This window comes from Salmonella sp. SAL04213, assembly GCF_046550535.1.
GTDB classification, from domain to species: Bacteria; Pseudomonadota; Gammaproteobacteria; order Enterobacterales; family Enterobacteriaceae; genus Salmonella; species Salmonella enterica.
In genome coordinates, this window is sequence record NZ_JBGDXS010000002.1 from 510,582 (window position 1) to 533,042 (window position 22,461).

Here is a 22,461-nt window from a genome sequence, read left to right on the forward strand (position 1 = left end):
GATCTGCCATGTCTGGCATCTGAATCCGTACTCTTTGTTTTTGGGTTTATTCAGCATCTGTGCGAGTTTTTTGTAAGCAGAAAAAGGATGATGCAGCATATAATCACGCCATAAACGACAATAAGGATAGTTGTATGCGTTTTTCATCAATTTTCAAAATAATAATATTAAATATATTTATTTCAAAAATGGCTCACGCAGCTGTCTGCGAGGAGCGCTATCCCGCCGACTCAGAAGAATGCCAGTACGTTCAGGAATTAGAGCAAAAAGCGGAACAAGGAGATGAAAGCGCGCAGTTCGCGCTTGGAAGCTGGTATGCGGAGGGGCGATATGTTAAGCCTGATTATAAACTAGCCATAAAATGGCTGGAGAAAGCGGGTAAACAAGGTTCTGATTTTTCCTATTTTATCCTTGGCTATCATTACAACTATGGTGAAAATTTTCCACTTAGTCGACAAAAAGCGCTGGAGTGGTATCGCAAGGCGGCAGAGCTAGGGGATAGTAGTACGCAAGAAATCCTCGGTGACGCCTATATGTATGGCGATGGGTTTCCCCAAAATACCCAGCTAGCGCTGGAGTGGTATCGAAAAGCCGCCTCTCCAACCAATGATGCGGGCGTTGTCCGCGGCCAGGGTTCAGCTTCGTCAGCACAATTTAAGCTTGGAGTAATGTACGCCCACGGTCAGGGCGTCCCTCAGGATTATCAGCAAACGGCGATCTTGATGCGTAAAGCGGCGGAAAATATGTACCACCCTGCGCAACTTTATCTCGGCGTTGCCTATTTTTATGGTGAAGGCGTGCCTCAGGATTATCGTCAGGCAGTTTACTGGCTTAATGAAGGTATACCAAGCAGCTATACGCCAGGCCACATTCCGCTGAATGCGCTCTATGATAAAGCGCATCCCGCTGACCGGGTTTACTCTCAGACGTGGTATCGAAAAACAGCGCAACGCGTGATGGCAAAGGTACAGTACAATTTTGGCGTATGGTATTACAACGGTTATCACTTATTGAAAGATCACAACCTGGCGCTGGAGTGGTATCGCAGAGCCGCAGCGCAAGGATTGGCCGAGGCGCAGGATGCGATCGGCGTGATGTTTATGCAGGGTGAGGGCGTATCTCAGGACTACCAACAGGCGCTGGCGTGGTATCGCAAAGCCGCTCGCCAGGGGCTGCCTGCTGCGCAAACGCATCTGGGCATCATGTCTGCTTTTGGTCGCGGCGTCGCGCAAAGCGACAGACAGGCTATCGCATGGTATCGAAAAGCAGCAAAACAGGATTTTGCGAAAGCGCAATATCAGCTTGGCGTGGCATATAGCACGGGAAGAGGCGTGCCTGAAAATAGCCGGAATGCGCTGAAGTGGTACCTTAAAGCGGCAGAGCAGGGGTTTGCTCCGGCACAATCAGCACTTGGGGAAATTTATGCTCATGGGCGCCAGGGTGTGCCTAAAGATAATAAGCAGGCCTATATTTGGTATTACATGGCAAGTATATATACGAGGAAATCTAAGGATGATAGCTTAGCGCTCATTGCCGAAAGAGACCGACTCAAGGGAACGCTCACCCCAGATCAACTTAGCGAGACATATGCCGCCTTTGATCTCATCAGGCGAAAAATCAACCAGTCAAAGGAGGCGAAAAAGATTGCCAGGAAGAAGTATTGATAAGATAACCAATAAGCTATGGCGCCATGGTGTGAAGTCTGCCTGTGGGGTAAGGATATGGGGCAGTGCTGATTGATTTGAAATTGGTGCTTTATGAAGTAATGGTGGTGGGGGAAGGATGACTCAGCGCTGCGCGCTTCGCCCTTCGGGTCGTTGCCGTTGGCAACGCTTTCTCGCTTTCGCTCGAATCGAACCTTAGTCGAAGCTTCTCATCCTTCCCGTACAGAGAGATATGAGACACTGTGCTTAACGGGGATAAGATACGCGACGGAAGTGATGGTGGTGGGGGAAGGATGACTCAGCGCTGCGCGCTTCGCCCTTCGGGTCGTTGCCTGCGGCAACGCTTTCTCGCTGCGCTCGAATCGAACCTTAGTCGAAGCTTCTCATCCTTCCCGTACAGAGAGATATAAGGCACTGTGCTTAGCGGGGATAAGATACGCGACGGGAGTGATGGTGGTGGGGGAAGGATTCGAACCTTCGAAGTCGATGACGGCAGATTTACAGTCTGCTCCCTTTGGCCGCTCGGGAACCCCACCAGGGGTAATTCAAATTGTAGGTAAAGCTTGAAGATGGTGGTGGGGGAAGGATTATTCGTCGCTTCGCTCCTCACCCTACGGGCCGTTGCCGTTGGCAACGTTCTCTCGCTTTCGCTCGAGTCGAACCTTAATCGAAGGTTCTCACCCTTCCCCGACAAGTGCAGACTTCTGCATTGCTCATCGAGTTAACTACATCGCTGTAGTGAATAATGGTGGTGGGGGAAGGATTCGAACCTTCGAAGTCGATGACGGCAGATTTACAGTCTGCTCCCTTTGGCCGCTCGGGAACCCCACCACGGGATAAATTCATTATGCTGCTTGCATTCTATAGCGGGAAGGATTATTCGGAGCTAAAGCTCCTCACCCTTCGGGCCGTTGCCTGCGGCAACGTTTTCTCACTATTGCTCGAGTCGAACCTTGAAGTCGATGACGGCAGATTTGCAGTCAGCTCCCTTATGATCGCTCGGGAACCCCACCACGGGGTAATGCTTAATACTGGCCCGCTTCCTTTTGGGAAGCGGGGCGCATCATATCAAATGACACGCCGCTGTAAAGTATTCCTTTGCCTGAAATGAACTGTTTGCGTACTTTTCATCCGTAACGGATTAAAGCTAATCAATTCATATTACTGACGATTAAAGAATAATCGTCCGATTGCCGTAAACAAAGACCCGCTGCGCCAGAACCTGATACAGCGCGCGGCTTAATACGTTTTTCTCAACGTCGCGCCCGGCACGCATCATATCTTCTGCGGTGTAAGTGTGATCGACGTGAATCACGTCCTGCATAATGATTGGGCCTTCATCCAGATTATCATTCACATAGTGCGCGGTAGCGCCGATGATTTTCACGCCGCGCTCATAGGCCTGATGATAAGGGCGCGCGCCGATAAACGCCGGCAGGAATGAGTGGTGGATATTGATAATTTTGTTCGGGAAGCGCGCCACAAAACCTGGCGTCAAAACACGCATATACTTGGCCAGCACCACATAGTCCGGTTGATGGGCATCAATGGCGTCCGCCATCTTCGTGTCATGCTCTTCACGCGTTAATCCCTCATGGCTGACCAGTTCGAAAGGGATCTCAAAACGTTCAACCAGCGAGCGTAACGTTTCATGGTTGCCAATGACCGCGGCGATTTCAACATCCAGCCCGCCATAGTTGGCTTTCATCAGCAGGTCGCCCAGACAATGCGCCTCTTTGGTAACCAGAATCACTACCCGACGGCGTCCGGCGGGATTGAGTTCACGAACAGAGCCTTCCGGTAAGGCGCTGTCCAGATCGGCCAGAAGAGTGGAATCATTGAAGATGCCTTCCAGCTCGGTCCGCATAAAAAAGCGTCCGGTGCGATGGTCCACAAATTCATTGTTTTGCACAATATTAAGCTCGTGCTTATAGCAAATGTTGGTAATCCGCGCGATAAGGCCTTTTTGATCGGGACAAATAGTACGCAGAACTTTACGTTGTAGTGATTGCATTGCCGGAAAAATCCTGTTGAGAGTGTTTGCTGTATCGATACTGTCAGGCGTCACTGGCCGCAGCACTTTTTAAATTTTTTGCCTGAACCGCACGGGCAGGGATCATTTCGACCCAACTGCGGGCGGGTACCGTCAATATAATACCACTGACCGTTTTCTTTGATAAAACGAGAACGTTCGATAATCGCCCCGGTTTTCCCTTGTTCGGAAAAACGCGCGATAAAACTAACATACCCTGTATTTTCTGCTTCTGACCAGGTATGTTCAAAAATAGTCAGGCCGAGCCACCTGGTATTGGCAAATCCGGCGATGATATCATCACGAAACGCGGCCGCATTGCAGGTTGGATGCCAGCTCTTAATTAAGTAATCTGCGTCTTTCATCACAAAAGCGCAGTAACGAGAGCGCATGAGATGTGACGGATCGGGTGCTACTCGTTCTCCGGACACAATACGACCACAACATAGGCTATACTCGTCAGCGCTACCACAGGGACAAGGCTGAGACACAATAATCTCCCTGAATATAAAAAACGGCGTTGAACGCCAGGGTGGCATTATGTTAACTGAGCAGTGGCGATGTTGCTACGTCTTGAAGCCAGGGGAAGTCGTTAAGTACGATGAGAAAAATGAAAATAGGGCTGGCGCTGGGATCTGGCGCAGCGAGAGGATGGTCTCATATTGGGGTCATCAAAGCCCTCAAGCAAGCAGGCATTGATATTGATATCGTTGCAGGATGCTCAATAGGTTCACTGGTCGGCGCCGCGTATGCCTGTAATAAATTATCGGCGCTTGAACAGTGGGTATGTTCATTCCGCTACTGGGATGTTTTACGCCTGATGGATGTATCCTGGGGCAGAGGAGGGTTGCTTCGCGGCGAACGCGTATTTAATCACTATCGGGATATTATGCCCGTCACGGATTTTGACCACTGTTCAAGACGTTTTGGCGCGGTCGCGACGAATCTTAGCACTGGACGAGAGCTATGGTTTACTGAAGGCGATCTACACCTTGCCGTACGCGCGTCGTGCAGTATGCCAGGGCTGATGTCTCCGGTTGAGCATAACGGTTACTGGCTGGTAGATGGCGCAGTCGTTAATCCGGTACCTGTTTCGTTAACCAGGGCGCTGGGGGCTGATATCGTTATTGCGGTAGACCTGCAACATGATGCCCACCTCATGCAGCAAGATTTGCTCTCTGTAAATGTCGGGAATATCAATGAAGAGAGCGATGATGCGCTGCCCTGGCATAAGCGTTTAAAAGAACGTTTCAGCAGCCTGACTTCACGCCGTGGCGTGAGTTCGCCTGGGGCAATGGAAATCATGACAACCTCCATCCAGGTGTTGGAAAATCGTCTTAAACGTAACCGTATGGCTGGCGATCCGCCTGATATTCTCATTCAACCATTCTGTCCGCAAATCTCTACGCTGGATTTTCATCGCGCCCATGCCGCTATTGCGGCGGGTCAGTTAGCCGTAGAGAAAAAGATGGACGAACTTATACCCTTGGTGCGTACCGACGTTTAATGTACCTTTTACGATCACTTAAGCAAATTCTGACAGGCGCAAGCGGCAATACCATGCCACTATTGATTAAAGCCAGTCAGGGGAGAGAACATGACGCAGCCATTGGTCGGAAAACAGATTCTTATTGTTGAAGACGAGCCTGTATTTCGCTCGCTTCTGGATTCGTGGTTTTCCTCTTTGGGAGCGACAACGGCATTGGCAGGCGACGGGGTGGATGCCCTGGAGTTGATGGGGCGTTTTACCCCTGATCTCATGATATGTGATATCGCGATGCCGAGAATGAACGGTCTCAAACTGGTAGAAAACTTACGTAATCGCGGAGACCAGACGCCTATTCTGGTTATTTCCGCAACAGAAAATATGGCGGATATCGCCAAAGCGTTACGCCTTGGGGTTGAAGATGTCTTGCTGAAGCCGGTAAAAGATCTCAACCGCTTGCGGGAAACCGTATTCGCTTGCTTATACCCTAATATGTTTAACTCGCGGGTTGAAGAAGAAGAACGCCTGTTTCGTGACTGGGATGCAATGGTGAGTAATCCAACCGCCGCAGCGCAATTGTTGCAGGAATTGCAGCCCCCGGTACAGCAGGTGATTTCCCATTGCCGCATTAATTACCGGCAGCTCGTCTCCGCCGATCAGCCTGGACTGGTGCTGGATATTGCGCCGCTATCTGATAACGAACTGGCATTTTATTGCCTGGATGTCACCCGGGCGGGCGATAACGGCGTGTTAGCCGCATTGTTGCTGCGAGCGCTATTTAACGGCTTATTGCAGGATCAGCTCGGCCAACAAAAGCACCGTTTACCGGAGTTAGGCGCGCTATTAAAACAGGTAAATCATCTGCTCAGACAAGCCAATTTACCTGGGCAATTCCCGCTATTTGTCGGCTACTATCACAGTGAGCTCAAAAATTTGATTCTCGTCTCCGCCGGATTGAACGCCACCTTAAATACGGGCGCTCATCAGGTTCAAATTAGCAGCGGCGTGCCGCTAGGAACATTGGGTAACGCCTACCTTAACCAATTAAGCCAGCGTTGCGACTCGTGGCAGTGTCAAATATGGGGCGCAGGAGGGCGTCTGCGATTGATGTTGTCTGCGGAATGACCAAACGGAAGAGTGAGCGGAAATTGCTTTACCGGCCTTTCCCGACGAGTGTTACTATCTGCGGCAGATTTATAAGTATTTGTCTTAATTATACCAATATAAGTCCTTTTTGGACCTGAGGCTTGTTCTGGTACTGATATACTGGAACACGATACAGATTAATGAACACGTTCAATACATGAACAGTCCAGGAGAATTTTAAATGGCTGCCCTTAATTCGAAAGTCAAAAAAGCCGTTATCCCGGTCGCGGGATTGGGAACCAGGATGCTGCCAGCGACCAAAGCTATCCCGAAAGAGATGCTGCCGCTGGTTGATAAGCCATTAATTCAGTACGTCGTGAACGAATGTATCGCTGCTGGCATTACTGAAATCGTGCTTGTTACGCACTCGTCTAAAAACTCTATTGAAAACCACTTTGATACCAGTTTTGAGCTGGAAGCGATGCTGGAAAAACGCGTTAAGCGTCAGCTTCTGGAGGAGGTTCAGTCTATTTGCCCTCCGCATGTCACTATTATGCAGGTACGTCAAGGGCTGGCAAAAGGCCTGGGCCATGCCGTATTGTGCGCGCATCCCGTTGTCGGAAACGAACCTGTCGCTGTTATTCTGCCAGACGTTATTCTTGACGAATATGAGTCCGACCTGTCTCAGGATAACCTGGCTGAAATGATCCGCCGTTTCGACGAAACCGGCAATAGCCAGATTATGGTTGAGCCAGTAGAAGATGTGACCGCATACGGCGTGGTCGATTGTAAAGGCGTTGAGCTGGCGCCGGGCGAAAGTGTGCCGATGGTTGGCGTGGTTGAAAAACCAAAAGCGGATGTCGCGCCGTCTAACCTTGCGATTGTCGGGCGTTATGTGTTGAGCGCGGATATCTGGGCATTGCTGGCGAAAACCCCTCCGGGCGCCGGGGATGAAATTCAGTTGACCGATGCTATCGATATGCTGATCGAAAAAGAAACGGTTGAAGCCTACCACATGAAGGGTAAAAGCCATGACTGTGGTAATAAGTTAGGATATATGCAGGCATTCGTTGAATATGGCATCCGTCATAATTCGCTGGGTGCTGAATTTAAAGCCTGGCTTGAAGAAGAAATGGGTATTAAGAAGTAACGATACGTTATAAATTTTTTAACAGAAGCGCTGGTAAATCCGGCGCTTTTTTTATGCCTGGGGTCGTCAGCGGAGAACTCAGGCAAAAAAAATCCCGCCAGCGGCGGGATTTTAAGCATCCAGGAAGTAAATTATTCCTTGATCAGGAAATCTTCCAGTTGCTTACCTTGTTCTTCCATTGCTTTTTTGATTACAGCCGGTGTACGACCCTGGCCAGTCCAGGTTTTAGTTTCACCGTTTTCGTCAACATAGCTATATTTAGCCGGACGAGCTGCGCGTTTAGCTTTGGTACCGGATTTAGCGGCAGCCATGCTATTCAGCAGTTCATTCGGGTCAATGCCGTCGGCAATTAACATTTCACGATACTGTTGCAGTTTACGAGTGCGTTCTTCCACTTCAGCAGCAGCAGCGCTTTCTTCTTCACGACGCTCATTAACGACAACTTCTAATTTTTCCAGCATTTCTTCAAGCGTTTCCAGAGTACATTCTCTTGCCTGCGCACGAAGAGTACGGATGTTGTTCAGAATTTTAAGTGCTTCGCTCATTGTAGTAATCTCAAACTTATATTGGGGTGGTTTGTTGAGCTAATAATAGAGCGATAAATTCAGTTGTGCAATAGCCAGGAATGTAAGGAATTCAAAATTACGCTTTATTAAGCACACGTTTTAATTATCTCAACTTAAATTTTCCTTGAGGCGCCGCACAAAAAAGAGCTTATTGGCAGGGGGGATACTCACCGTCTGTCGCTAAAAATTTAGGAGTCAGGTCACATTTTATCATGATGAAATACGATCTCATTGCAGAGATATCAATCTCTTGTATTAGCTTTCCTTACAAGAAAACCCTATTACTTTGCACCGGGTATGAGTAACGGTAACAATAAGTACAAGGTTTTCATATTGGCGGGTGATGATAAGCATTGTTGATGAATTTTAACGGCATAATTTGTGAAGGAATGTGTATATACCCTTCATACTTCAAGTTGCTTATGTGTTGGCTACGCTCGCTCACCCCAGCCACATAGTTATCTATGCTCCTGGGGACTCACTCCCTTGCCGCCTTTAAGCAACTCGAATTATTTTGGGTATAGTGAGCGATGTTTGTACAATTTTTAATACTCACCGGAGCGCGAGCCGCGCCGTCGCGTCGGTAAATTATGGTACAATCCCGCCAATCTTTATTTCACTCAGGTGAGGTCCTGCGACCAATGGCACAGCTATATTTCTACTATTCGGCAATGAATGCGGGTAAGTCGACTGCACTGCTGCAATCTTCATACAATTATCAGGAACGCGGGATGCGTACCGTCGTATATACGGCGGAAATCGACGATCGTTTTGGCGCAGGCAAAGTCAGCTCTCGTATCGGTTTGTCGTCGCCGGCAAAATTGTTTAACCAAAATACATCCTTGTTTGAAGAGATTCGTGCCGAGAGCGAGCGGCAGACAATACATTGCGTGTTAGTCGACGAAAGCCAGTTTTTGACTCGCCAGCAGGTTTATCAATTATCCGAGGTTGTCGACAAATTAGATATTCCAGTACTCTGCTATGGGCTACGAACAGACTTTCGTGGGGAGCTCTTTGTCGGCAGCCAATACTTGCTGGCATGGTCAGATAAGCTGGTGGAATTAAAAACTATCTGTTTCTGCGGTCGTAAAGCCAGTATGGTGCTGCGCCTTGATCAGGACGGCAGGCCTTATAACGAAGGCGAACAGGTGGTTATTGGCGGGAATGAACGCTACGTTTCAGTTTGCCGTAAGCATTATAAGGACGCGCTGGAGGAGGGCTCACTGACGGCGATTCAGGAGCGTCATCGGCACATATGATACCTGAGGTAAAGATCGGCTTATAAAACGCCCTGTAGCGCTTTGGAGGTCATTATTCAGGCCTCCTGACGAAGGGCGTGCCGTGAGCACGTAGGCCAGATGATCAGCATAGCGCCTTCAGGCATCAGATAAACAGGTAAAACAAAAAAACGGCCTCAATTGAGGCCGTTATTGTCATGCTAAAGCAGATAACGAATTAAGCGGATTTTTTCGCTTTTTTCTCTGCTTTCGGTGCGGCAACGACGTCTTTCTTCGCTGCAACTTCACCTTCGGTGAAATCACGACCGTAGTAGGTATCCAGCAGAATCTGTTTCAGTTCGGAGATCAGCGGATAACGCGGGTTAGCGCCGGTGCACTGGTCATCGAAGGCATCTTCAGACAGTTTGTCAACGTGTGCCAGGAAGTCAGCTTCCTGCACGCCTGCTTCACGGATAGACTTAGGAATGCCCAGCTCAGCTTTAATGCTTTCCAGCCATGCCAGCAGTTTTTCAATCTTAGCGGCGGTACGGTCGCCCGGCGCGCTCAGGCCCAGGTGGTCAGCAATTTCAGCGTAACGACGGCGTGCCTGCGGACGATCGTACTGGCTGAAAGCGGTCTGCTTGGTCGGGTTGTCATTCGCGTTGTAGCGGATAACGTTACAAATCAGCAGGGCGTTCGCCAGACCGTGCGGAATGTGGAACTGAGAGCCCAGTTTGTGCGCCATGGAGTGACATACACCGAGGAAGGCGTTGGCAAACGCGATACCGGCGATAGTCGCTGCACTGTGAACACGTTCACGCGCAACCGGGTTTTTAGACCCTTCGTGGTAAGACGCCGGCAGGTTTTCTTTCAGCAGTTTCAGGGCCTGCAGAGCCTGACCGTCAGAGAACTCAGAAGCCAGTACGGAAACATAAGCTTCCAGGGCGTGAGTTACCGCATCCAGACCACCGAACGCACACAGGGACTTCGGCATATCCATCACCAGGTTGGCGTCGACAATCGCCATATCCGGGGTCAGGGCATAGTCAGCCAGCGGATATTTCTGACCGGTTGCATCGTCGGTCACAACCGCAAACGGTGTGACTTCAGAACCGGTACCGGAAGTGGTGGTGACGGCGATCATTTTCGCTTTCACGCCCATTTTCGGGAACTTGTAGATACGTTTACGGATGTCCATAAAGCGCAGCGCCAGTTCTTCGAAGTGAGTTTCCGGATGTTCGTACATGACCCACATGATTTTCGCGGCGTCCATCGGGGAACCGCCGCCCAGCGCGATGATCACGTCCGGTTTGAAGGAGTTAGCCAGCTCAGCGCCTTTGCGAACAACGGAAAGCGTCGGGTCTGCTTCAACTTCGAAGAAGACTTCGGTTTCAACGCCAGCCGCTTTCAGCACAGAGGTGATCTGGTCTGCATAGCCGTTGTTGAACAGGAAGCGGTCAGTCACGATGAGCGCACGTTTGTGGCCATCAGTAATCACTTCATCCAGCGCGATGGGCAGAGAGCCACGGCGGAAGTAGATAGATTTCGGAAGTTTGTGCCACAACATGTTTTCAGCTCGCTTAGCAACGGTTTTCTTGTTGATCAGGTGTTTCGGACCAACGTTTTCAGAGATGGAGTTACCACCCCAGGAACCACAACCCAACGTCAGGGAAGGTGCGAGTTTGAAGTTGTACAGGTCACCGATACCACCCTGAGAGGCCGGGGTGTTGATCAGGATACGCGCGGTTTTCATCATCTGACCGAAGTAAGCAACGCGTTCTGGCTGGTTATCCTGGTCAGTGTACAGGCAGGAGGTGTGACCGATACCGCCCATAGCGACCAGTTTTTCTGCTTTTTCTACCGCTTCTTCGAAATCTTTCGCACGGTACATCGCCAGAGTCGGAGACAGTTTTTCGTGTGCGAACGGTTCGCTTTCATCAACGACCGTAACTTCACCGATCAGAATCTTGGTGGTTTCTGGTACGGAGAAGCCTGCCAGTTCAGCAATTTTGTAGGCTGGCTGACCGACGATAGCGGCGTTCAGAGCGCCATTTTTCAGGATAACGTTTTGAACCGCTTTCAGCTCCTGGCCCTGCAGCATGTAGCCGCCGTGGCTGGCGAAACGTTCGCGAACGGCATCATAGACGGAATCAACAACGACAACAGACTGTTCAGAAGCACAGATTACGCCGTTATCGAAGGTTTTAGACATCAGAACAGACGCCACAGCGCGTTTGATATCCGCGGTTTCATCAATGACAACCGGGGTGTTGCCTGCGCCTACGCCGATAGCAGGTTTACCGGAGCTGTATGCTGCTTTAACCATGCCTGGACCGCCAGTGGCGAGGATCAGGTTAATATCCGGGTGGTGCATCAACGCGTTAGACAGTTCTACGGAAGGTTGATCGATCCAGCCAATCAGATCTTTCGGCGCGCCGGCAGCGATAGCCGCTTGCAGAACGATGTCTGCCGCTTTGTTGGTTGCTTCTTTAGCGCGCGGATGCGGAGAAAAGATGATGGCGTTACGGGTCTTCAGGCTAATCAGCGATTTGAAGATCGCGGTAGAGGTTGGGTTAGTGGTTGGAACGATACCGCAAATAATGCCGATAGGTTCAGCAATGGTGATGGTCCCGAAGGTGTCGTCTTCAGACAGCACGCCGCAGGTTTTTTCATCTTTATAAGCATTGTAAATATATTCAGAAGCGAAGTGGTTTTTAATCACTTTGTCTTCCACGATACCCATACCGGATTCGGCGACGGCCATTTTGGCCAGCGGAATGCGGGCATCAGCGGCTGCCAGAGCGGCGGCGCGGAAGATTTTGTCGACCTGTTCTTGAGTGAAACTGGCATATTCACGCTGGGCTTTTTTTACACGCTCTACGAGTGCGTTAAGTTCAGCGACATTAGTAACAGCCATAATGCTCTCCTGATAATGTTAAACTTTTTTAGTAAATCATCTGCGCGATACGTGAGTATAGACAGATCGACGATACTTTGTATAAATGCCTGAAATTCAGGTGGTTACTTAACGTCCGTTTCGCTCTGATTTACTAAAAGAGCTTCTGCGTTAGTATCATTTAACTCTAACGCGTTACGTCCAGGTGGCGTAAGCAAGATTACTCACTTCTGAGTAGCGATTGTGTGATCTAAATCAAGATTACGCAAAGCTGACACCTTTCAGCAGGCCATTTTAGCCTTTTATGTAAATTGTTAAGAAATCGTTGTCATGAAGAGTAAGTGGATTAGCATAACGAGTACATATAAATAACAGCGATGAATGGATGAAATTAGGTATAGATAAGAGGTGAACTATGCGAATAAAAGGCGTATCTTCTGCGCGTTTTGATCATTAACGAACATTGACTTCATCCGGCTAACGCTTCGGAGCTAACCGTGATTCAACCGCTTTTTGATTTTCCTGTTTACTTTAAGTTCTTTATCGGGCTCTTTGCGCTGGTTAACCCGGTGGGGATTATCCCCGTTTTCATCAGCATGACCAGCTACCAGACGGCCACGGCGCGTAATAAAACTAACCTCACCGCGAATCTGTCGGTTGCGATTATCTTGTGGAGTTCCTTATTCCTCGGCGATGGCATCCTGCAACTCTTTGGTATTTCTATTGATTCGTTCAGAATTGCGGGCGGTATCCTGGTTGTCACCATTGCAATGTCGATGATCAGCGGGAAGCTGGGGGAAGATAAACAAAACAAGCAAGAAAAGTCAGAGACGGCCATACGCGAGAGCATTGGCGTTGTGCCGTTAGCGCTGCCGTTAATGGCAGGGCCAGGGGCGATTAGCTCCACTATCGTCTGGGGGACGCGTTATCACAGCATCGCGCATTTGCTTGGCTTTTCAGTTGCCATTGCGCTTTTTGCGCTTTGCTGCTGGGGCGTGTTCCGTATGGCGCCGTGGCTGGTTCGTTTGCTGGGGCAAACCGGTATCAACGTTATTACCCGAATCATGGGGTTGTTGTTAATGGCGCTCGGCATCGAATTTATTGTCACAGGAATAAAAGGCATTTTCCCCGGCTTGCTCAACTAAACACCCACCTGTTGATTTACAGGCGGCGCCCTAAGGGGCCGCCTTGTGACATTCCCACGTAACACTTCTTACTTTGATAAGCATTCAGCGTTTAAATGATAAAAAATACTAATATAATCTAACGCTATTTATTTTTATTAATCAAACTATTATGAACATTACTGAGTCCGTGAGAAGCGGTAGGTCTGTTATTTTATTCACACCATACTCTGGGGCTTGATGAAGGATTATTGAAATGTTATTAGTTGTTTCAGCTCCATCGTAGATGAATGTGCTAAATAATGAGCATTTGTTAAATTTGTGTGTGTTTTCTGCCGAAGGCATGATCTACGATGTGACAGAGAGATGATTTTCCTTCAAGTTATTGATTATAAATAATAAATTAAAATTTTTTAACATTCTTTAACTGTTTTTCTGGGCAGGAAATTTTCCATAAAAGAGAATTGGTTAACAAAATTGTAAAATGAATTGGCGGTTCAGAAACGCATTTGATACTTTTCGGCCAAACATTTTGCAGAAGATTTCACATTGTTGATAACTATTTTCATTTAGATGGTTGTCAGAAATAACGTGCGACGTGGGCAGGTACGTCGTATACCGAATCGACGAAAGGCGATCGAACGAATCGTCAGAATAAATAAAGTCGGTGATAGCAAAAGCAGTGACAGACCTGGCAGTACACCACCAGTGCTGTACAGGAACCCTGACGGGATTAAACAGGCTGGTAAAAACCAGTAATTATAATGAGTGGAGTACAAACACAATGTCTAACATCACGAAAAAAAGTTTGATTGCAGCGGGAATACTCACTGCGCTCATCGCCGCCAGCGCCGCGACTGCGGCAGACGTGCCCGCCGGCGTTCAGTTAGCCGACAAGCAAACGTTGGTACGTAATAACGGATCAGAAGTGCAGTCTCTCGACCCGCATAAAATTGAAGGCGTGCCGGAATCGAACGTCAGCCGTGACCTCTTCGAAGGCTTATTAATTAGTGATGTCGAGGGGCATCCTTCACCGGGCGTCGCGGAAAAATGGGAAAATAAAGATTTTAAAGTCTGGACATTCCATCTACGTGAAAATGCGAAATGGTCAGATGGTACGCCCGTCACCGCCCATGATTTCGTTTATAGCTGGCAACGCCTGGCCGATCCTAATACGGCATCGCCGTACGCCAGCTATCTGCAATACGGTCATATCGCTAATATCGATGACATTATCGCCGGTAAAAAACCCGCCACCGATCTGGGGGTAAAAGCGCTTGATGATCACACCTTTGAAGTGACCTTAAGTGAGCCAGTACCTTATTTCTACAAATTGTTGGTCCATCCTTCAGTGTCTCCTGTACCGAAATCGGCGGTCGAAAAATTTGGCGATAAATGGACGCAACCGGCCAATATTGTCACTAACGGCGCTTATAAGTTAAAAAACTGGGTGGTGAACGAACGTATCGTGCTGGAGCGTAACCCGCAATACTGGGATAACGCCAAAACCGTCATCAATCAGGTGACTTATTTGCCTATCTCTTCGGAGGTGACGGATGTTAACCGCTACCGCAGCGGCGAGATCGATATGACTTATAACAATATGCCGATCGAATTATTCCAGAAACTGAAAAAAGAGATCCCGAATGAAGTCCGCGTAGACCCTTATTTGTGTACCTATTATTACGAAATTAATAATCAAAAAGCGCCGTTTAACGATGTCCGCGTGCGTACCGCGCTGAAACTGGCGTTAGATCGCGACATTATTGTTAATAAGGTTAAAAATCAGGGCGATTTACCCGCTTATAGCTATACGCCGCCGTATACCGATGGCGCAAAACTAGTAGAGCCTGAGTGGTTCAAATGGTCCCAGCAAAAGCGTAATGAAGAAGCGAAGAAATTGTTGGCTGAAGCCGGCTTTACGGCGGATAAGCCCTTAACATTCGACCTGCTGTATAACACCTCCGATCTGCATAAAAAACTGGCTATTGCCGTGGCGTCTATCTGGAAGAAAAATCTGGGCGTCAATGTGAATCTGGAGAATCAGGAATGGAAAACCTTCCTGGATACCCGTCATCAGGGCACCTTTGATGTCGCCAGAGCCGGGTGGTGCGCAGATTATAATGAACCGACCTCGTTCCTGAATACCATGTTGTCCGACAGTTCAAATAACACCGCGCATTATAAGAGCCCGGCGTTTGATAAGCTGATTGCCGACACGCTGAAAGTGGCGGACGATACGCAGCGCAGCGAACTCTACGCTAAAGCGGAGCAGCAGTTAGATAAAGACTCGGCTATTGTGCCGGTGTATTACTACGTTAACGCGCGCCTGGTGAAACCTTGGGTGGGCGGGTATACCGGTAAAGACCCGCTGGATAATATTTATGTGAAAAACTTATATATTATCAAACATTAATGGCAAGACATGGGACAACTGCGGTTGTCCCATGGTGTCTTTTTTCATCGCACTATAACTTTCCCTGGCGGATCTTTTGTCACGTCCGGGAAGTAAAGGCACAGGCCAGAAGGTACGGGCAATGTTGAAATTTATTTTACGCCGCTGTCTGGAAGCGATTCCGACGCTGTTTATTCTTATTACCATCTCTTTCTTTATGATGCGCCTCGCGCCGGGGAGTCCTTTTACCGGCGAGCGCGCATTGCCGCCGGAAGTGCTGGCCAATATTGAAGCAAAATATCATCTGAACGATCCCATCATGACGCAGTACTTCAGCTACCTGAAGCAGCTGGCGCATGGCGATTTTGGACCATCGTTTAAATACAAAGATTACACGGTCAACGATCTGGTTGCCGCCAGCTTCCCCGTTTCGGCGAAACTTGGCGCCGCCGCTTTTTTGCTGGCGGTCATTATTGGTGTCAGCGCTGGCGTGATTGCCGCGCTAAAGCAAAATACGCGATGGGATTATACGGTGATGGGATTTGCCATGACCGGCGTCGTTATCCCCAGTTTTGTGGTGGCGCCGCTGCTGGTGATGGTCTTTGCGATAACCTTGCAATGGCTGCCTGGCGGCGGCTGGAACGGCGGGGCGTTAAAATTTATGATCCTGCCGATGGTCGCGCTTTCACTGGCCTATATTGCCAGCATCGCTCGTATTACGCGCGGCTCAATGATTGAAGTTCTGCATTCGAACTTTATTCGTACCGCGCGGGCAAAAGGATTACCGATGCGCAGAATCATCTTCCGCCATGCGCTAAAACCTGCGCTGCTGCCGGTTTTATCCTATATGGGGCCAGCCTTTGTCGGCATTATTACCGGCTCAATGGTGATTGAAACGATTTATGGCTTACCGGGCATTGGGCAGCTTTTCGTTAATGGCGCGCTCAACCGCGATTACTCGCTGGTGTTAAGTTTGACCATTTTAGTCGGGGCGCTGACCATATTGTTTAACGCCATTGTCGATGTGCTCTATGCCGTTATCGACCCGAAAATTCGCTATTGATACTGGAGCTCGCGATGATGTTAAGTAAGAAAAACAGCGAGACGCTGGAAAATTTCAGTGAAAAGCTGGAGGTGGAAGGTCGCAGCCTTTGGCAAGATGCCCGTCGGCGCTTTATGCATAACCGTGCGGCGGTGGCCAGTCTTATTGTCCTGTTTCTGATAGCCCTGTTCGTGACAGTAGCGCCTATGCTGTCGCAATTTACCTATTTCGATACCGACTGGGGCATGATGTCCAGCGCGCCGGATATGGCGTCCGGCCACTATTTCGGCACTGACTCTTCCGGGCGCGATCTGTTGGTGCGCGTTGCCATCGGCGGGCGTATCTCATTGATGGTCGGGATTGCCGCCGCGCTGGTGGCGGTCATTGTCGGAACGCTGTATGGCTCGCTGTCCGGCTATCTGGGCGGCAAAATTGATTCTGTAATGATGCGGTTGTTGGAGATCCTCAACTCGTTCCCGTTTATGTTCTTTGTGATTTTGCTGGTGACGTTTTTTGGGCAGAACATTCTGTTGATTTTCGTCGCTATCGGCATGGTCTCCTGGCTTGATATGGCGCGTATCGTGCGTGGCCAAACCCTAAGTCTTAAACGTAAAGAGTTCATCGAAGCCGCGCAGGTGGGAGGTGTGTCGACCGCCAGCATTGTGATCCGCCATATTGTGCCTAACGTCCTGGGCGTAGTGGTAGTGTATGCATCGTTGCTGGTGCCCAGCATGATTCTGTTTGAGTCTTTCCTCAGTTTCCTGGGGCTTGGGACGCAGGAACCGTTAAGCAGTTGGGGAGCGTTGTTGAGCGATGGCGCAAATTCAATGGAAGTCTCACCGTGGCTGCTGCTGTTTCCGGCTGGCTTTCTCGTGGTGACGTTATTCTGTTTTAACTTTATTGGCGATGGCCTGCGTGATGCCCTCGACCCGAAAGATCGTTAAGGAGTACAGCCATGAGCTTATCAGAAACCGCAACTCAGGCGCCGCAACCGGCGAATGTACTGCTGGAGGTAAATGATCTTCGTGTTACGTTCGCTACGCCTGATGGCGATGTGACGGCGGTCAACGATCTGAACTTTACGCTTCGCGCTGGAGAAACGTTAGGCATTGTTGGCGAGTCTGGATCGGGGAAATCGCAAACGGCGTTCGCATTAATGGGACTGCTGGCGACGAATGGTCGAATCGGCGGTTCCGCGACCTTTAACGGACGTGAAATTCTTAATCTACCTGAGCGCGAACTGAATACGCTGCGCGCAGAACAGATTTCGATGATTTTTCAGGACCCGATGACCTCGCTAAATCCTTATATGCGCGTTGGGGAGCAGTTAATGGAAGTCCTGATGCTGCATAAAGGAATGAGCAAAGCGGAAGCTTTTGAAGAGTCCGTCAGAATGCTGGATGCCGTAAAAATGCCGGAAGCGCGCAAACGGATGAAAATGTACCCGCACGAATTTTCCGGCGGAATGCGTCAACGTGTGATGATTGCGATGGCGCTGTTGTGCAGGCCGAAACTGCTTATTGCCGATGAGCCTACCACCGCGCTTGATGTTACCGTGCAGGCGCAGATTATGACCTTGCTTAATGAGCTAAAGCGCGAATTTAATACCGCCATTATCATGATTACCCACGATCTGGGCGTGGTCGCGGGTATTTGCGATAAGGTCCTGGTAATGTATGCCGGGCGTACCATGGAATACGGTAAGGCGCGCGATGTCTTTTATCAGCCCGTTCATCCGTATTCGATAGGCCTGCTTAATGCGGTGCCGCGTCTGGATAGCGAGGGGGCGGAAATGTTGACGATTCCGGGCAATCCTCCCAATTTATTGCGTTTGCCTAAAGGTTGTCCGTTCCAGCCGCGTTGTCCTCATGCGATGGAGATCTGCAATAATGCGCCGCCACTTGAAGCGTTTAGTCCTGGTCGCTTGCGCGCCTGTTTTAAACCGGTGGAGGAACTGCTATGAATGCTGTGATTGAACAACGTAAAGTTCTCCTCGAAATCGCCGATCTGAAAGTACATTTTGATATCAAAGAAGGGAAGCAGTGGTTCTGGCAACCGCCGAAAACTCTGAAAGCGGTGGACGGCGTTACGCTACGCCTGTATGAAGGCGAAACGCTTGGCGTGGTGGGTGAATCCGGCTGCGGCAAGTCGACGTTTGCGCGCGCCATTATTGGTCTGGTGAAGGCGACAGACGGTAAAGTCGCCTGGCTGGGAAAAGATCTGCTGGGCATGAAAGCGGATGAGTGGCGCGAGGTGCGCAGCGATATCCAGATGATTTTCCAGGACCCGCTGGCGTCACTCAACCCGCGAATGACGATTGGCGAAATTATCGCTGAACCGCTGCGCACTTATCATCCTAAACTTTCGCGCCAGGACGTGCGTGACCGCGTGAAAGCCATGATGCTGAAAGTGGGGCTGCTGCCGAATCTCATTAACCGTTATCCCCATGAATTTTCCGGGGGGCAGTGCCAGCGCATCGGTATCGCCCGGGCGTTGATCCTGGAACCTAAGCTTATTATTTGCGATGAGCCGGTGTCGGCGCTGGACGTTTCTATTCAGGCGCAGGTGGTGAATTTGCTCCAGCAGTTACAGCGAGAGATGGGGCTGTCGTTGATTTTTATTGCGCACGATCTGGCGGTCGTAAAGCACATATCCGATCGTGTCCTGGTGATGTATCTCGGTCATGCAGTAGAATTGGGCACCTATGATGAGGTGTACCATAATCCACTGCATCCTTATACCAAAGCGCTGATGTCGGCGGTACCGATTCCCGATCCCGATCTGGAGCGAAATAAGAAGATACAATTGCTGGAGGGCGAATTACCTTCGCCCATTAACCCGCCTTCCGGCTGCGTGTTCGGTACACGCTGTCCGATAGCCGGGCCAGAATGCGCGCAAACGCGACCGGTGCTGGAAGGGAGTTTTCGCCATGCCGTTTCCTGCCTTAAAGTAGACCCGTTATAATCGCAAGGGCTGACAATTCGTCAGCCCTTCTTTTAGGTGAGGTTACCGTGTCACTTTCTTTGTCGTCGGTTCGCCGTCGTCTTTATCATAATCTGTTCGATTTGACTACGCGCTCAGGTCGCCGTTTTGAAGGGTTATGCGCGCTGTTTGCGCTGCTTAGCGTACTGGTCATTTTTGTTGAATCAGGCGTAGGAACGGAATATCACCTGACATTTGATGAATGGCATATTTTTGTCTGGCTGGAGCTCTGCGTTACCCTGATATTTACCGGTGAATACTTGCTCAGACTGTTTAGCTGGCCCGAACCGGCAAAATACGTTTTTAGTTTCTGGGGATTTATTGATCTGGTGACGATTTTGCCGCTGTACGTCATGTGGCTGTGGCCGGAAATTAGCCTGAACTATATGTTTGCCTGGCGTGCTATGCGAGCGATTCGCGTGCTGCGTATTCTTAAACTGCTACGCTTTATGCCATCCCTGCGCGTATTCTGGAGCGCCATTATTAGCGCGCGTCATCAGCTTATTCTGTTCTATTCATTTATTGCGATCGTGATGATTATTTTCGGTGCCCTGATGTATCTTATTGAAGGACCGAAATATGGCTTCACGACGCTTAATGCCTCGGTGTATTGGGCGATAGTGACAGTCACAACCGTGGGGTACGGTGATATTACGCCGCATACGCCGCTGGGACGTATTGTCGCGTCGGTGCTTATTTTGATTGGTTATTCGGTGATTGCGATTCCTACAGGACTGATTACCACGCACATGAGCAGCGCGTTTCAAAAACGTCACTGGCAGCGAAAATGTCCGCAGTGCCAGCAAAGCCAGCATGAACATAGCGCGCAATATTGTAACCGATGCGGCAGTAAGCTACCGGATTAAACAGGCTTGCCGGAGGGCGCAATCAGACGCCGTCCGGCCTGAACCGCTTATTCGCGCCAGAGAATATGGCACAGCTTGTGGTCCTTTTCCCGGCACAGCAGAACGCGGGCGAAAATGTCGTTAATTTCGCCGTCTTCGGTATCCGCCAGGCCAATTACCACCTCGGCAAAAAAGTCTGGATTCAGGTCAAAATCGACGTGCTCTTGCCAGTCTTCAGCGGGATCAAACAACTCCGCGCCGCCGCGCTCCTCGAATTGCAAATTGAACAGAATGATATCAGCCGGATCAAGATTATCCGCCGCCAGCTCAAGAAAAATATCGTAAGCCTGCTCAAGCGTTTCGTCTTCAGTCAGGCGATTGTTCAGATCCATTTCCATAGTGACTACCTGTTTACTCATGTTGGTCACGTTTTACAGCAATGGACTAAAGAAGTAAAACAATCGCTCGGTAATACGCTGCCATAACGGACGTTTTACCCACAAACGCGCATCTAACAGGCGGGAGCGCGAAATATAATCGTCCTGTACCGCAGCCAGATCGGCGCCGAAACCCGTATCATCAATGACCAGCGTAATCTCGAAATTAAGCCACAGGCTACGCATATCGAGATTCACGGTACCGACCAGGCTCAGTTCGCCATCGACCAGCACGCTTTTGGTATGCAACAGCCCGCCTTCGAACTGATAGATTTTCACGCCCGCCGCCAGTAACTCGCTGAAAAAGGCGCGACTGGCCCAGCCGACGAGCAGTGAATCATTTTTACGGGGCAGGATAATACTGACATCCACGCCGCGCTGCGCAGCGGTACAAATGGCGTGCAGCAGATCGTCGCTGGGGACGAAATATGGCGTGGTCATAATTAAATATTCGCGCGCAGCATAGGTGGCGGTTAATAGTGCCTGGTGAATGAGATCTTCCGGAAATCCAGGACCGGAAGCAATGGTATGAATGGTATGCCCGCTGGCCTGCTCAAACGGCATAATATTCACATCCGGCGGGGGAGGCAGAATGCGTTTACCCGTCTCGATTTCCCAATCGCAGGAGTAAACAATCCCCATTGCTGTCGCCACGGGCCCCTCCATCCGCGCCATCAAATCGACCCATTGTCCAACGCCGGCATCCTGTTTGAAAAAACGCGGGTCCACCATATTCATACTGCCGGTATAGGCGATGTAATTGTCAATCATCACCATTTTACGGTGCTGGCGAAGATCCATACGGCGTAAAAAGACGCGCATCAGATTCACCTTCAGCGCCTCTACGACTTCAATGCCAGCGTTACGCATCATGGCCGCCCAGGGGCTGCGGAAGAAAGCGACGCTACCCGCGGAATCCAGCATAAGCCGGCAGTGGATGCCGCGGCGGGCGGCGGCCATTAGCGATTCAGCGACCTGATCCGCCATGCCGCCTGGCTGCCAGATGTAAAACACCATTTCGATATTATGCCGCGCCAGTTGGATATCGCGAATAAGCGCCTGCATGACATCATCGGAGTCGGTAAGCAATTGCAACTGGTTGCCTTTGACGCCCGCAATCCCCTGACGTCGTTCGCACAGCTTAAACAAGGACGATGCGACGCTACTGTTTTCTTGCGCGAAAATGTGTTTGCAGGCTTTGAGGTCATTCAACCATTTGGCGGTAGACGGCCACATGGCGCGGGCACGCTCGGCGCGACGTTTGCCTAAATGCAATTCGCCCACGGACAAATAGGCGATGATCCCGACCAGCGGAAGGATATAGATGATTAACAACCAGGCCATTGCGGAGGGAACTGCGCGCCGTTTCATTAGAATACGTAATGTGACGCCGGCAATGAGAACCCAGTATCCCAAAATGACCAGCCAACTCACCACGGTGTAGAAGGTTGTCATAACTTTAAAAATCCTTTAGAAAGCGTGTTGTTAAGAGTTTACGCGTCAGGATTCACATGGCAAATAAAAACACGGGAAAAGCGC

General features: G+C 49.8%; 18 protein-coding genes, 2 tRNA genes and 4 other RNA genes. 12 read left to right on the forward strand and 12 right to left on the reverse strand.

What is annotated here, in order from left to right:
* Positions 1–134 precede the first annotated feature (134 nt).
* The gene (locus tag ACLJPQ_RS07350) at positions 135–1,664 is read left to right on the forward strand and encodes a tetratricopeptide repeat protein (protein WP_080185175.1); all 1,530 of its coding nucleotides are present in this window, start codon (positions 135–137) and stop codon (positions 1,662–1,664) included.
* A gap of 102 nt (positions 1,665–1,766) precedes the next feature.
* On the opposite strand, the gene ACLJPQ_RS07355 is transcribed toward ACLJPQ_RS07350, so the two are convergent.
* The 8 genes from ACLJPQ_RS07355 to ACLJPQ_RS07390 all read right to left on the reverse strand — a co-directional run bounded on the left by ACLJPQ_RS07355 (position 1,767) and on the right by ACLJPQ_RS07390 (position 4,187).
* A non-coding RNA gene (locus ACLJPQ_RS07355) (RtT sRNA) lies at positions 1,767–1,898 on the reverse strand.
* 43 nt (positions 1,899–1,941) lie between these two features.
* Positions 1,942–2,072, reverse strand: a non-coding RNA gene (locus ACLJPQ_RS07360) — RtT sRNA.
* A 43-nt stretch (positions 2,073–2,115) separates the two neighbouring features.
* Positions 2,116–2,200, reverse strand: a tRNA-Tyr gene (locus tag ACLJPQ_RS07365).
* A gap of 34 nt (positions 2,201–2,234) precedes the next feature.
* Positions 2,235–2,366, reverse strand: a non-coding RNA gene (locus ACLJPQ_RS07370) — RtT sRNA.
* A gap of 44 nt (positions 2,367–2,410) precedes the next feature.
* Positions 2,411–2,495: transfer RNA gene (locus ACLJPQ_RS07375), tRNA-Tyr, on the reverse strand.
* Positions 2,496–2,523: 28 nt separating this feature from the next.
* Positions 2,524–2,665, reverse strand: a non-coding RNA gene (locus tag ACLJPQ_RS07380) — RtT sRNA.
* A 170-nt stretch (positions 2,666–2,835) separates the two neighbouring features.
* A complete protein-coding gene (gene purU / locus ACLJPQ_RS07385; protein WP_001191156.1) occupies positions 2,836–3,678 on the reverse strand; it encodes a formyltetrahydrofolate deformylase in 843 nt (280 codons plus the stop codon).
* A 50-nt stretch (positions 3,679–3,728) separates the two neighbouring features.
* The gene (locus ACLJPQ_RS07390; RefSeq protein WP_001540172.1) at positions 3,729–4,187 is read right to left on the reverse strand and encodes a YchJ family protein; all 459 of its coding nucleotides are present in this window, start codon (positions 4,185–4,187) and stop codon (positions 3,729–3,731) included.
* Positions 4,188–4,297: 110 nt separating this feature from the next.
* On the opposite strand from ACLJPQ_RS07390, the gene rssA reads away from it, so the two are divergent.
* From rssA to galU, 3 genes are all read left to right on the forward strand, one after another.
* The gene (gene rssA, locus ACLJPQ_RS07395; RefSeq protein WP_001230572.1) at positions 4,298–5,203 is read left to right on the forward strand and encodes a patatin-like phospholipase RssA; all 906 of its coding nucleotides are present in this window, start codon (positions 4,298–4,300) and stop codon (positions 5,201–5,203) included.
* Positions 5,204–5,293: 90 nt separating this feature from the next.
* On the forward strand, positions 5,294–6,307 hold the full coding sequence (rssB, locus tag ACLJPQ_RS07400) for a two-component system response regulator RssB (RefSeq protein WP_000193432.1): 1,014 nt from the start codon (positions 5,294–5,296) through the stop codon (positions 6,305–6,307).
* Between the two features lie 202 nt (positions 6,308–6,509).
* Entirely contained in the window at positions 6,510–7,418 is a 909-nt protein-coding gene (gene galU, locus ACLJPQ_RS07405; protein WP_000729450.1) for a UTP--glucose-1-phosphate uridylyltransferase GalU, read from the forward strand.
* Between the two features lie 131 nt (positions 7,419–7,549).
* On the opposite strand, the gene hns is transcribed toward galU, so the two are convergent.
* On the reverse strand, positions 7,550–7,963 hold the full coding sequence (gene hns / locus ACLJPQ_RS07410; RefSeq protein ID WP_001287383.1) for a histone-like nucleoid-structuring protein H-NS: 414 nt from the start codon (positions 7,961–7,963) through the stop codon (positions 7,550–7,552).
* A 662-nt stretch (positions 7,964–8,625) separates the two neighbouring features.
* Between hns and tdk the strand changes: the two genes are divergently transcribed.
* The gene (gene tdk / locus ACLJPQ_RS07415) at positions 8,626–9,243 is read left to right on the forward strand and encodes a thymidine kinase (protein WP_000068100.1); all 618 of its coding nucleotides are present in this window, start codon (positions 8,626–8,628) and stop codon (positions 9,241–9,243) included.
* Between the two features lie 196 nt (positions 9,244–9,439).
* Here tdk and adhE read toward each other — a convergent pair whose 3' ends face one another.
* Positions 9,440–12,118 carry a bifunctional acetaldehyde-CoA/alcohol dehydrogenase gene (adhE, locus tag ACLJPQ_RS07420; protein WP_000301678.1) on the reverse strand — a complete coding sequence of 893 codons (2,679 nt, stop codon included), beginning with the start codon at positions 12,116–12,118 and terminating at the stop codon, positions 9,440–9,442.
* Positions 12,119–12,594: 476 nt separating this feature from the next.
* Between adhE and ACLJPQ_RS07425 the strand changes: the two genes are divergently transcribed.
* From ACLJPQ_RS07425 to ACLJPQ_RS07455, 7 genes are all read left to right on the forward strand, one after another.
* Positions 12,595–13,242, forward strand: coding sequence for a YchE family NAAT transporter (locus ACLJPQ_RS07425; protein ID WP_000615840.1), 648 nt, complete (start codon positions 12,595–12,597; stop codon positions 13,240–13,242).
* Between the two features lie 763 nt (positions 13,243–14,005).
* Positions 14,006–15,637: an oligopeptide ABC transporter substrate-binding protein OppA gene (gene oppA / locus ACLJPQ_RS07430; protein ID WP_001521098.1), complete on the forward strand. Its 1,632-nt coding sequence runs from the start codon at positions 14,006–14,008 to the stop codon at positions 15,635–15,637.
* Positions 15,638–15,758: 121 nt separating this feature from the next.
* On the forward strand, positions 15,759–16,679 hold the full coding sequence (gene oppB / locus ACLJPQ_RS07435) for an oligopeptide ABC transporter permease OppB (RefSeq protein ID WP_000911097.1): 921 nt from the start codon (positions 15,759–15,761) through the stop codon (positions 16,677–16,679).
* A 14-nt stretch (positions 16,680–16,693) separates the two neighbouring features.
* The gene (oppC, locus tag ACLJPQ_RS07440) at positions 16,694–17,602 is read left to right on the forward strand and encodes an oligopeptide ABC transporter permease OppC (protein WP_000979653.1); all 909 of its coding nucleotides are present in this window, start codon (positions 16,694–16,696) and stop codon (positions 17,600–17,602) included.
* Between the two features lie 11 nt (positions 17,603–17,613).
* On the forward strand, positions 17,614–18,621 hold the full coding sequence (locus ACLJPQ_RS07445; RefSeq protein ID WP_000058857.1) for an ABC transporter ATP-binding protein: 1,008 nt from the start codon (positions 17,614–17,616) through the stop codon (positions 18,619–18,621).
* Positions 18,618–19,622 (forward strand): murein tripeptide/oligopeptide ABC transporter ATP-binding protein OppF, encoded by a 1,005-nt coding sequence (gene oppF, locus ACLJPQ_RS07450; RefSeq protein WP_080184745.1) that lies wholly within the window; start codon positions 18,618–18,620, stop codon positions 19,620–19,622. Before ACLJPQ_RS07445 ends, oppF begins: the two co-directional genes overlap by 4 nt.
* 47 nt (positions 19,623–19,669) lie before the next feature.
* Positions 19,670–20,506: an ion transporter gene (locus tag ACLJPQ_RS07455; protein WP_000059074.1), complete on the forward strand. Its 837-nt coding sequence runs from the start codon at positions 19,670–19,672 to the stop codon at positions 20,504–20,506.
* A 47-nt stretch (positions 20,507–20,553) separates the two neighbouring features.
* Here ACLJPQ_RS07455 and ACLJPQ_RS07460 read toward each other — a convergent pair whose 3' ends face one another.
* Together ACLJPQ_RS07460 and cls are read right to left on the reverse strand one after the other, a co-directional pair.
* On the reverse strand, positions 20,554–20,883 hold the full coding sequence (locus ACLJPQ_RS07460; protein WP_000425070.1) for an HI1450 family dsDNA-mimic protein: 330 nt from the start codon (positions 20,881–20,883) through the stop codon (positions 20,554–20,556).
* A gap of 33 nt (positions 20,884–20,916) precedes the next feature.
* On the reverse strand, positions 20,917–22,377 hold the full coding sequence (cls, locus tag ACLJPQ_RS07465) for a cardiolipin synthase (protein ID WP_000206886.1): 1,461 nt from the start codon (positions 22,375–22,377) through the stop codon (positions 20,917–20,919).
* Positions 22,378–22,461: the final 84 nt, after the last annotated feature.

What these genes read in the sequence shown, in the direction of transcription:
- hns (WP_001287383.1), bottom strand. Translation starts at nt 7,963, where the DNA reads ATGAGCGAAGCACTTAAAATTCTGAACAACATCCGTACTCTTCGTGCG.
- oppA (WP_001521098.1), top strand. Translation starts at nt 14,006, where the DNA reads ATGTCTAACATCACGAAAAAAAGTTTGATTGCAGCGGGAATACTCACT.
- ACLJPQ_RS07350 (WP_080185175.1), top strand. Translation starts at nt 135, where the DNA reads ATGCGTTTTTCATCAATTTTCAAAATAATAATATTAAATATATTTATT.
- galU (WP_000729450.1), top strand. Translation starts at nt 6,510, where the DNA reads ATGGCTGCCCTTAATTCGAAAGTCAAAAAAGCCGTTATCCCGGTCGCG.
- oppF (WP_080184745.1), top strand. Translation starts at nt 18,618, where the DNA reads ATGAATGCTGTGATTGAACAACGTAAAGTTCTCCTCGAAATCGCCGAT.
- rssA (WP_001230572.1), top strand. Translation starts at nt 4,298, where the DNA reads ATGAGAAAAATGAAAATAGGGCTGGCGCTGGGATCTGGCGCAGCGAGA.
- oppB (WP_000911097.1), top strand. Translation starts at nt 15,759, where the DNA reads ATGTTGAAATTTATTTTACGCCGCTGTCTGGAAGCGATTCCGACGCTG.
- cls (WP_000206886.1), bottom strand. Translation starts at nt 22,377, where the DNA reads ATGACAACCTTCTACACCGTGGTGAGTTGGCTGGTCATTTTGGGATAC.
- adhE (WP_000301678.1), bottom strand. Translation starts at nt 12,118, where the DNA reads ATGGCTGTTACTAATGTCGCTGAACTTAACGCACTCGTAGAGCGTGTA.
- rssB (WP_000193432.1), top strand. Translation starts at nt 5,294, where the DNA reads ATGACGCAGCCATTGGTCGGAAAACAGATTCTTATTGTTGAAGACGAG.
- ACLJPQ_RS07445 (WP_000058857.1), top strand. Translation starts at nt 17,614, where the DNA reads ATGAGCTTATCAGAAACCGCAACTCAGGCGCCGCAACCGGCGAATGTA.
- ACLJPQ_RS07460 (WP_000425070.1), bottom strand. Translation starts at nt 20,883, where the DNA reads ATGGAAATGGATCTGAACAATCGCCTGACTGAAGACGAAACGCTTGAG.
- oppC (WP_000979653.1), top strand. Translation starts at nt 16,694, where the DNA reads ATGATGTTAAGTAAGAAAAACAGCGAGACGCTGGAAAATTTCAGTGAA.
- purU (WP_001191156.1), bottom strand. Translation starts at nt 3,678, where the DNA reads ATGCAATCACTACAACGTAAAGTTCTGCGTACTATTTGTCCCGATCAA.
- tdk (WP_000068100.1), top strand. Translation starts at nt 8,626, where the DNA reads ATGGCACAGCTATATTTCTACTATTCGGCAATGAATGCGGGTAAGTCG.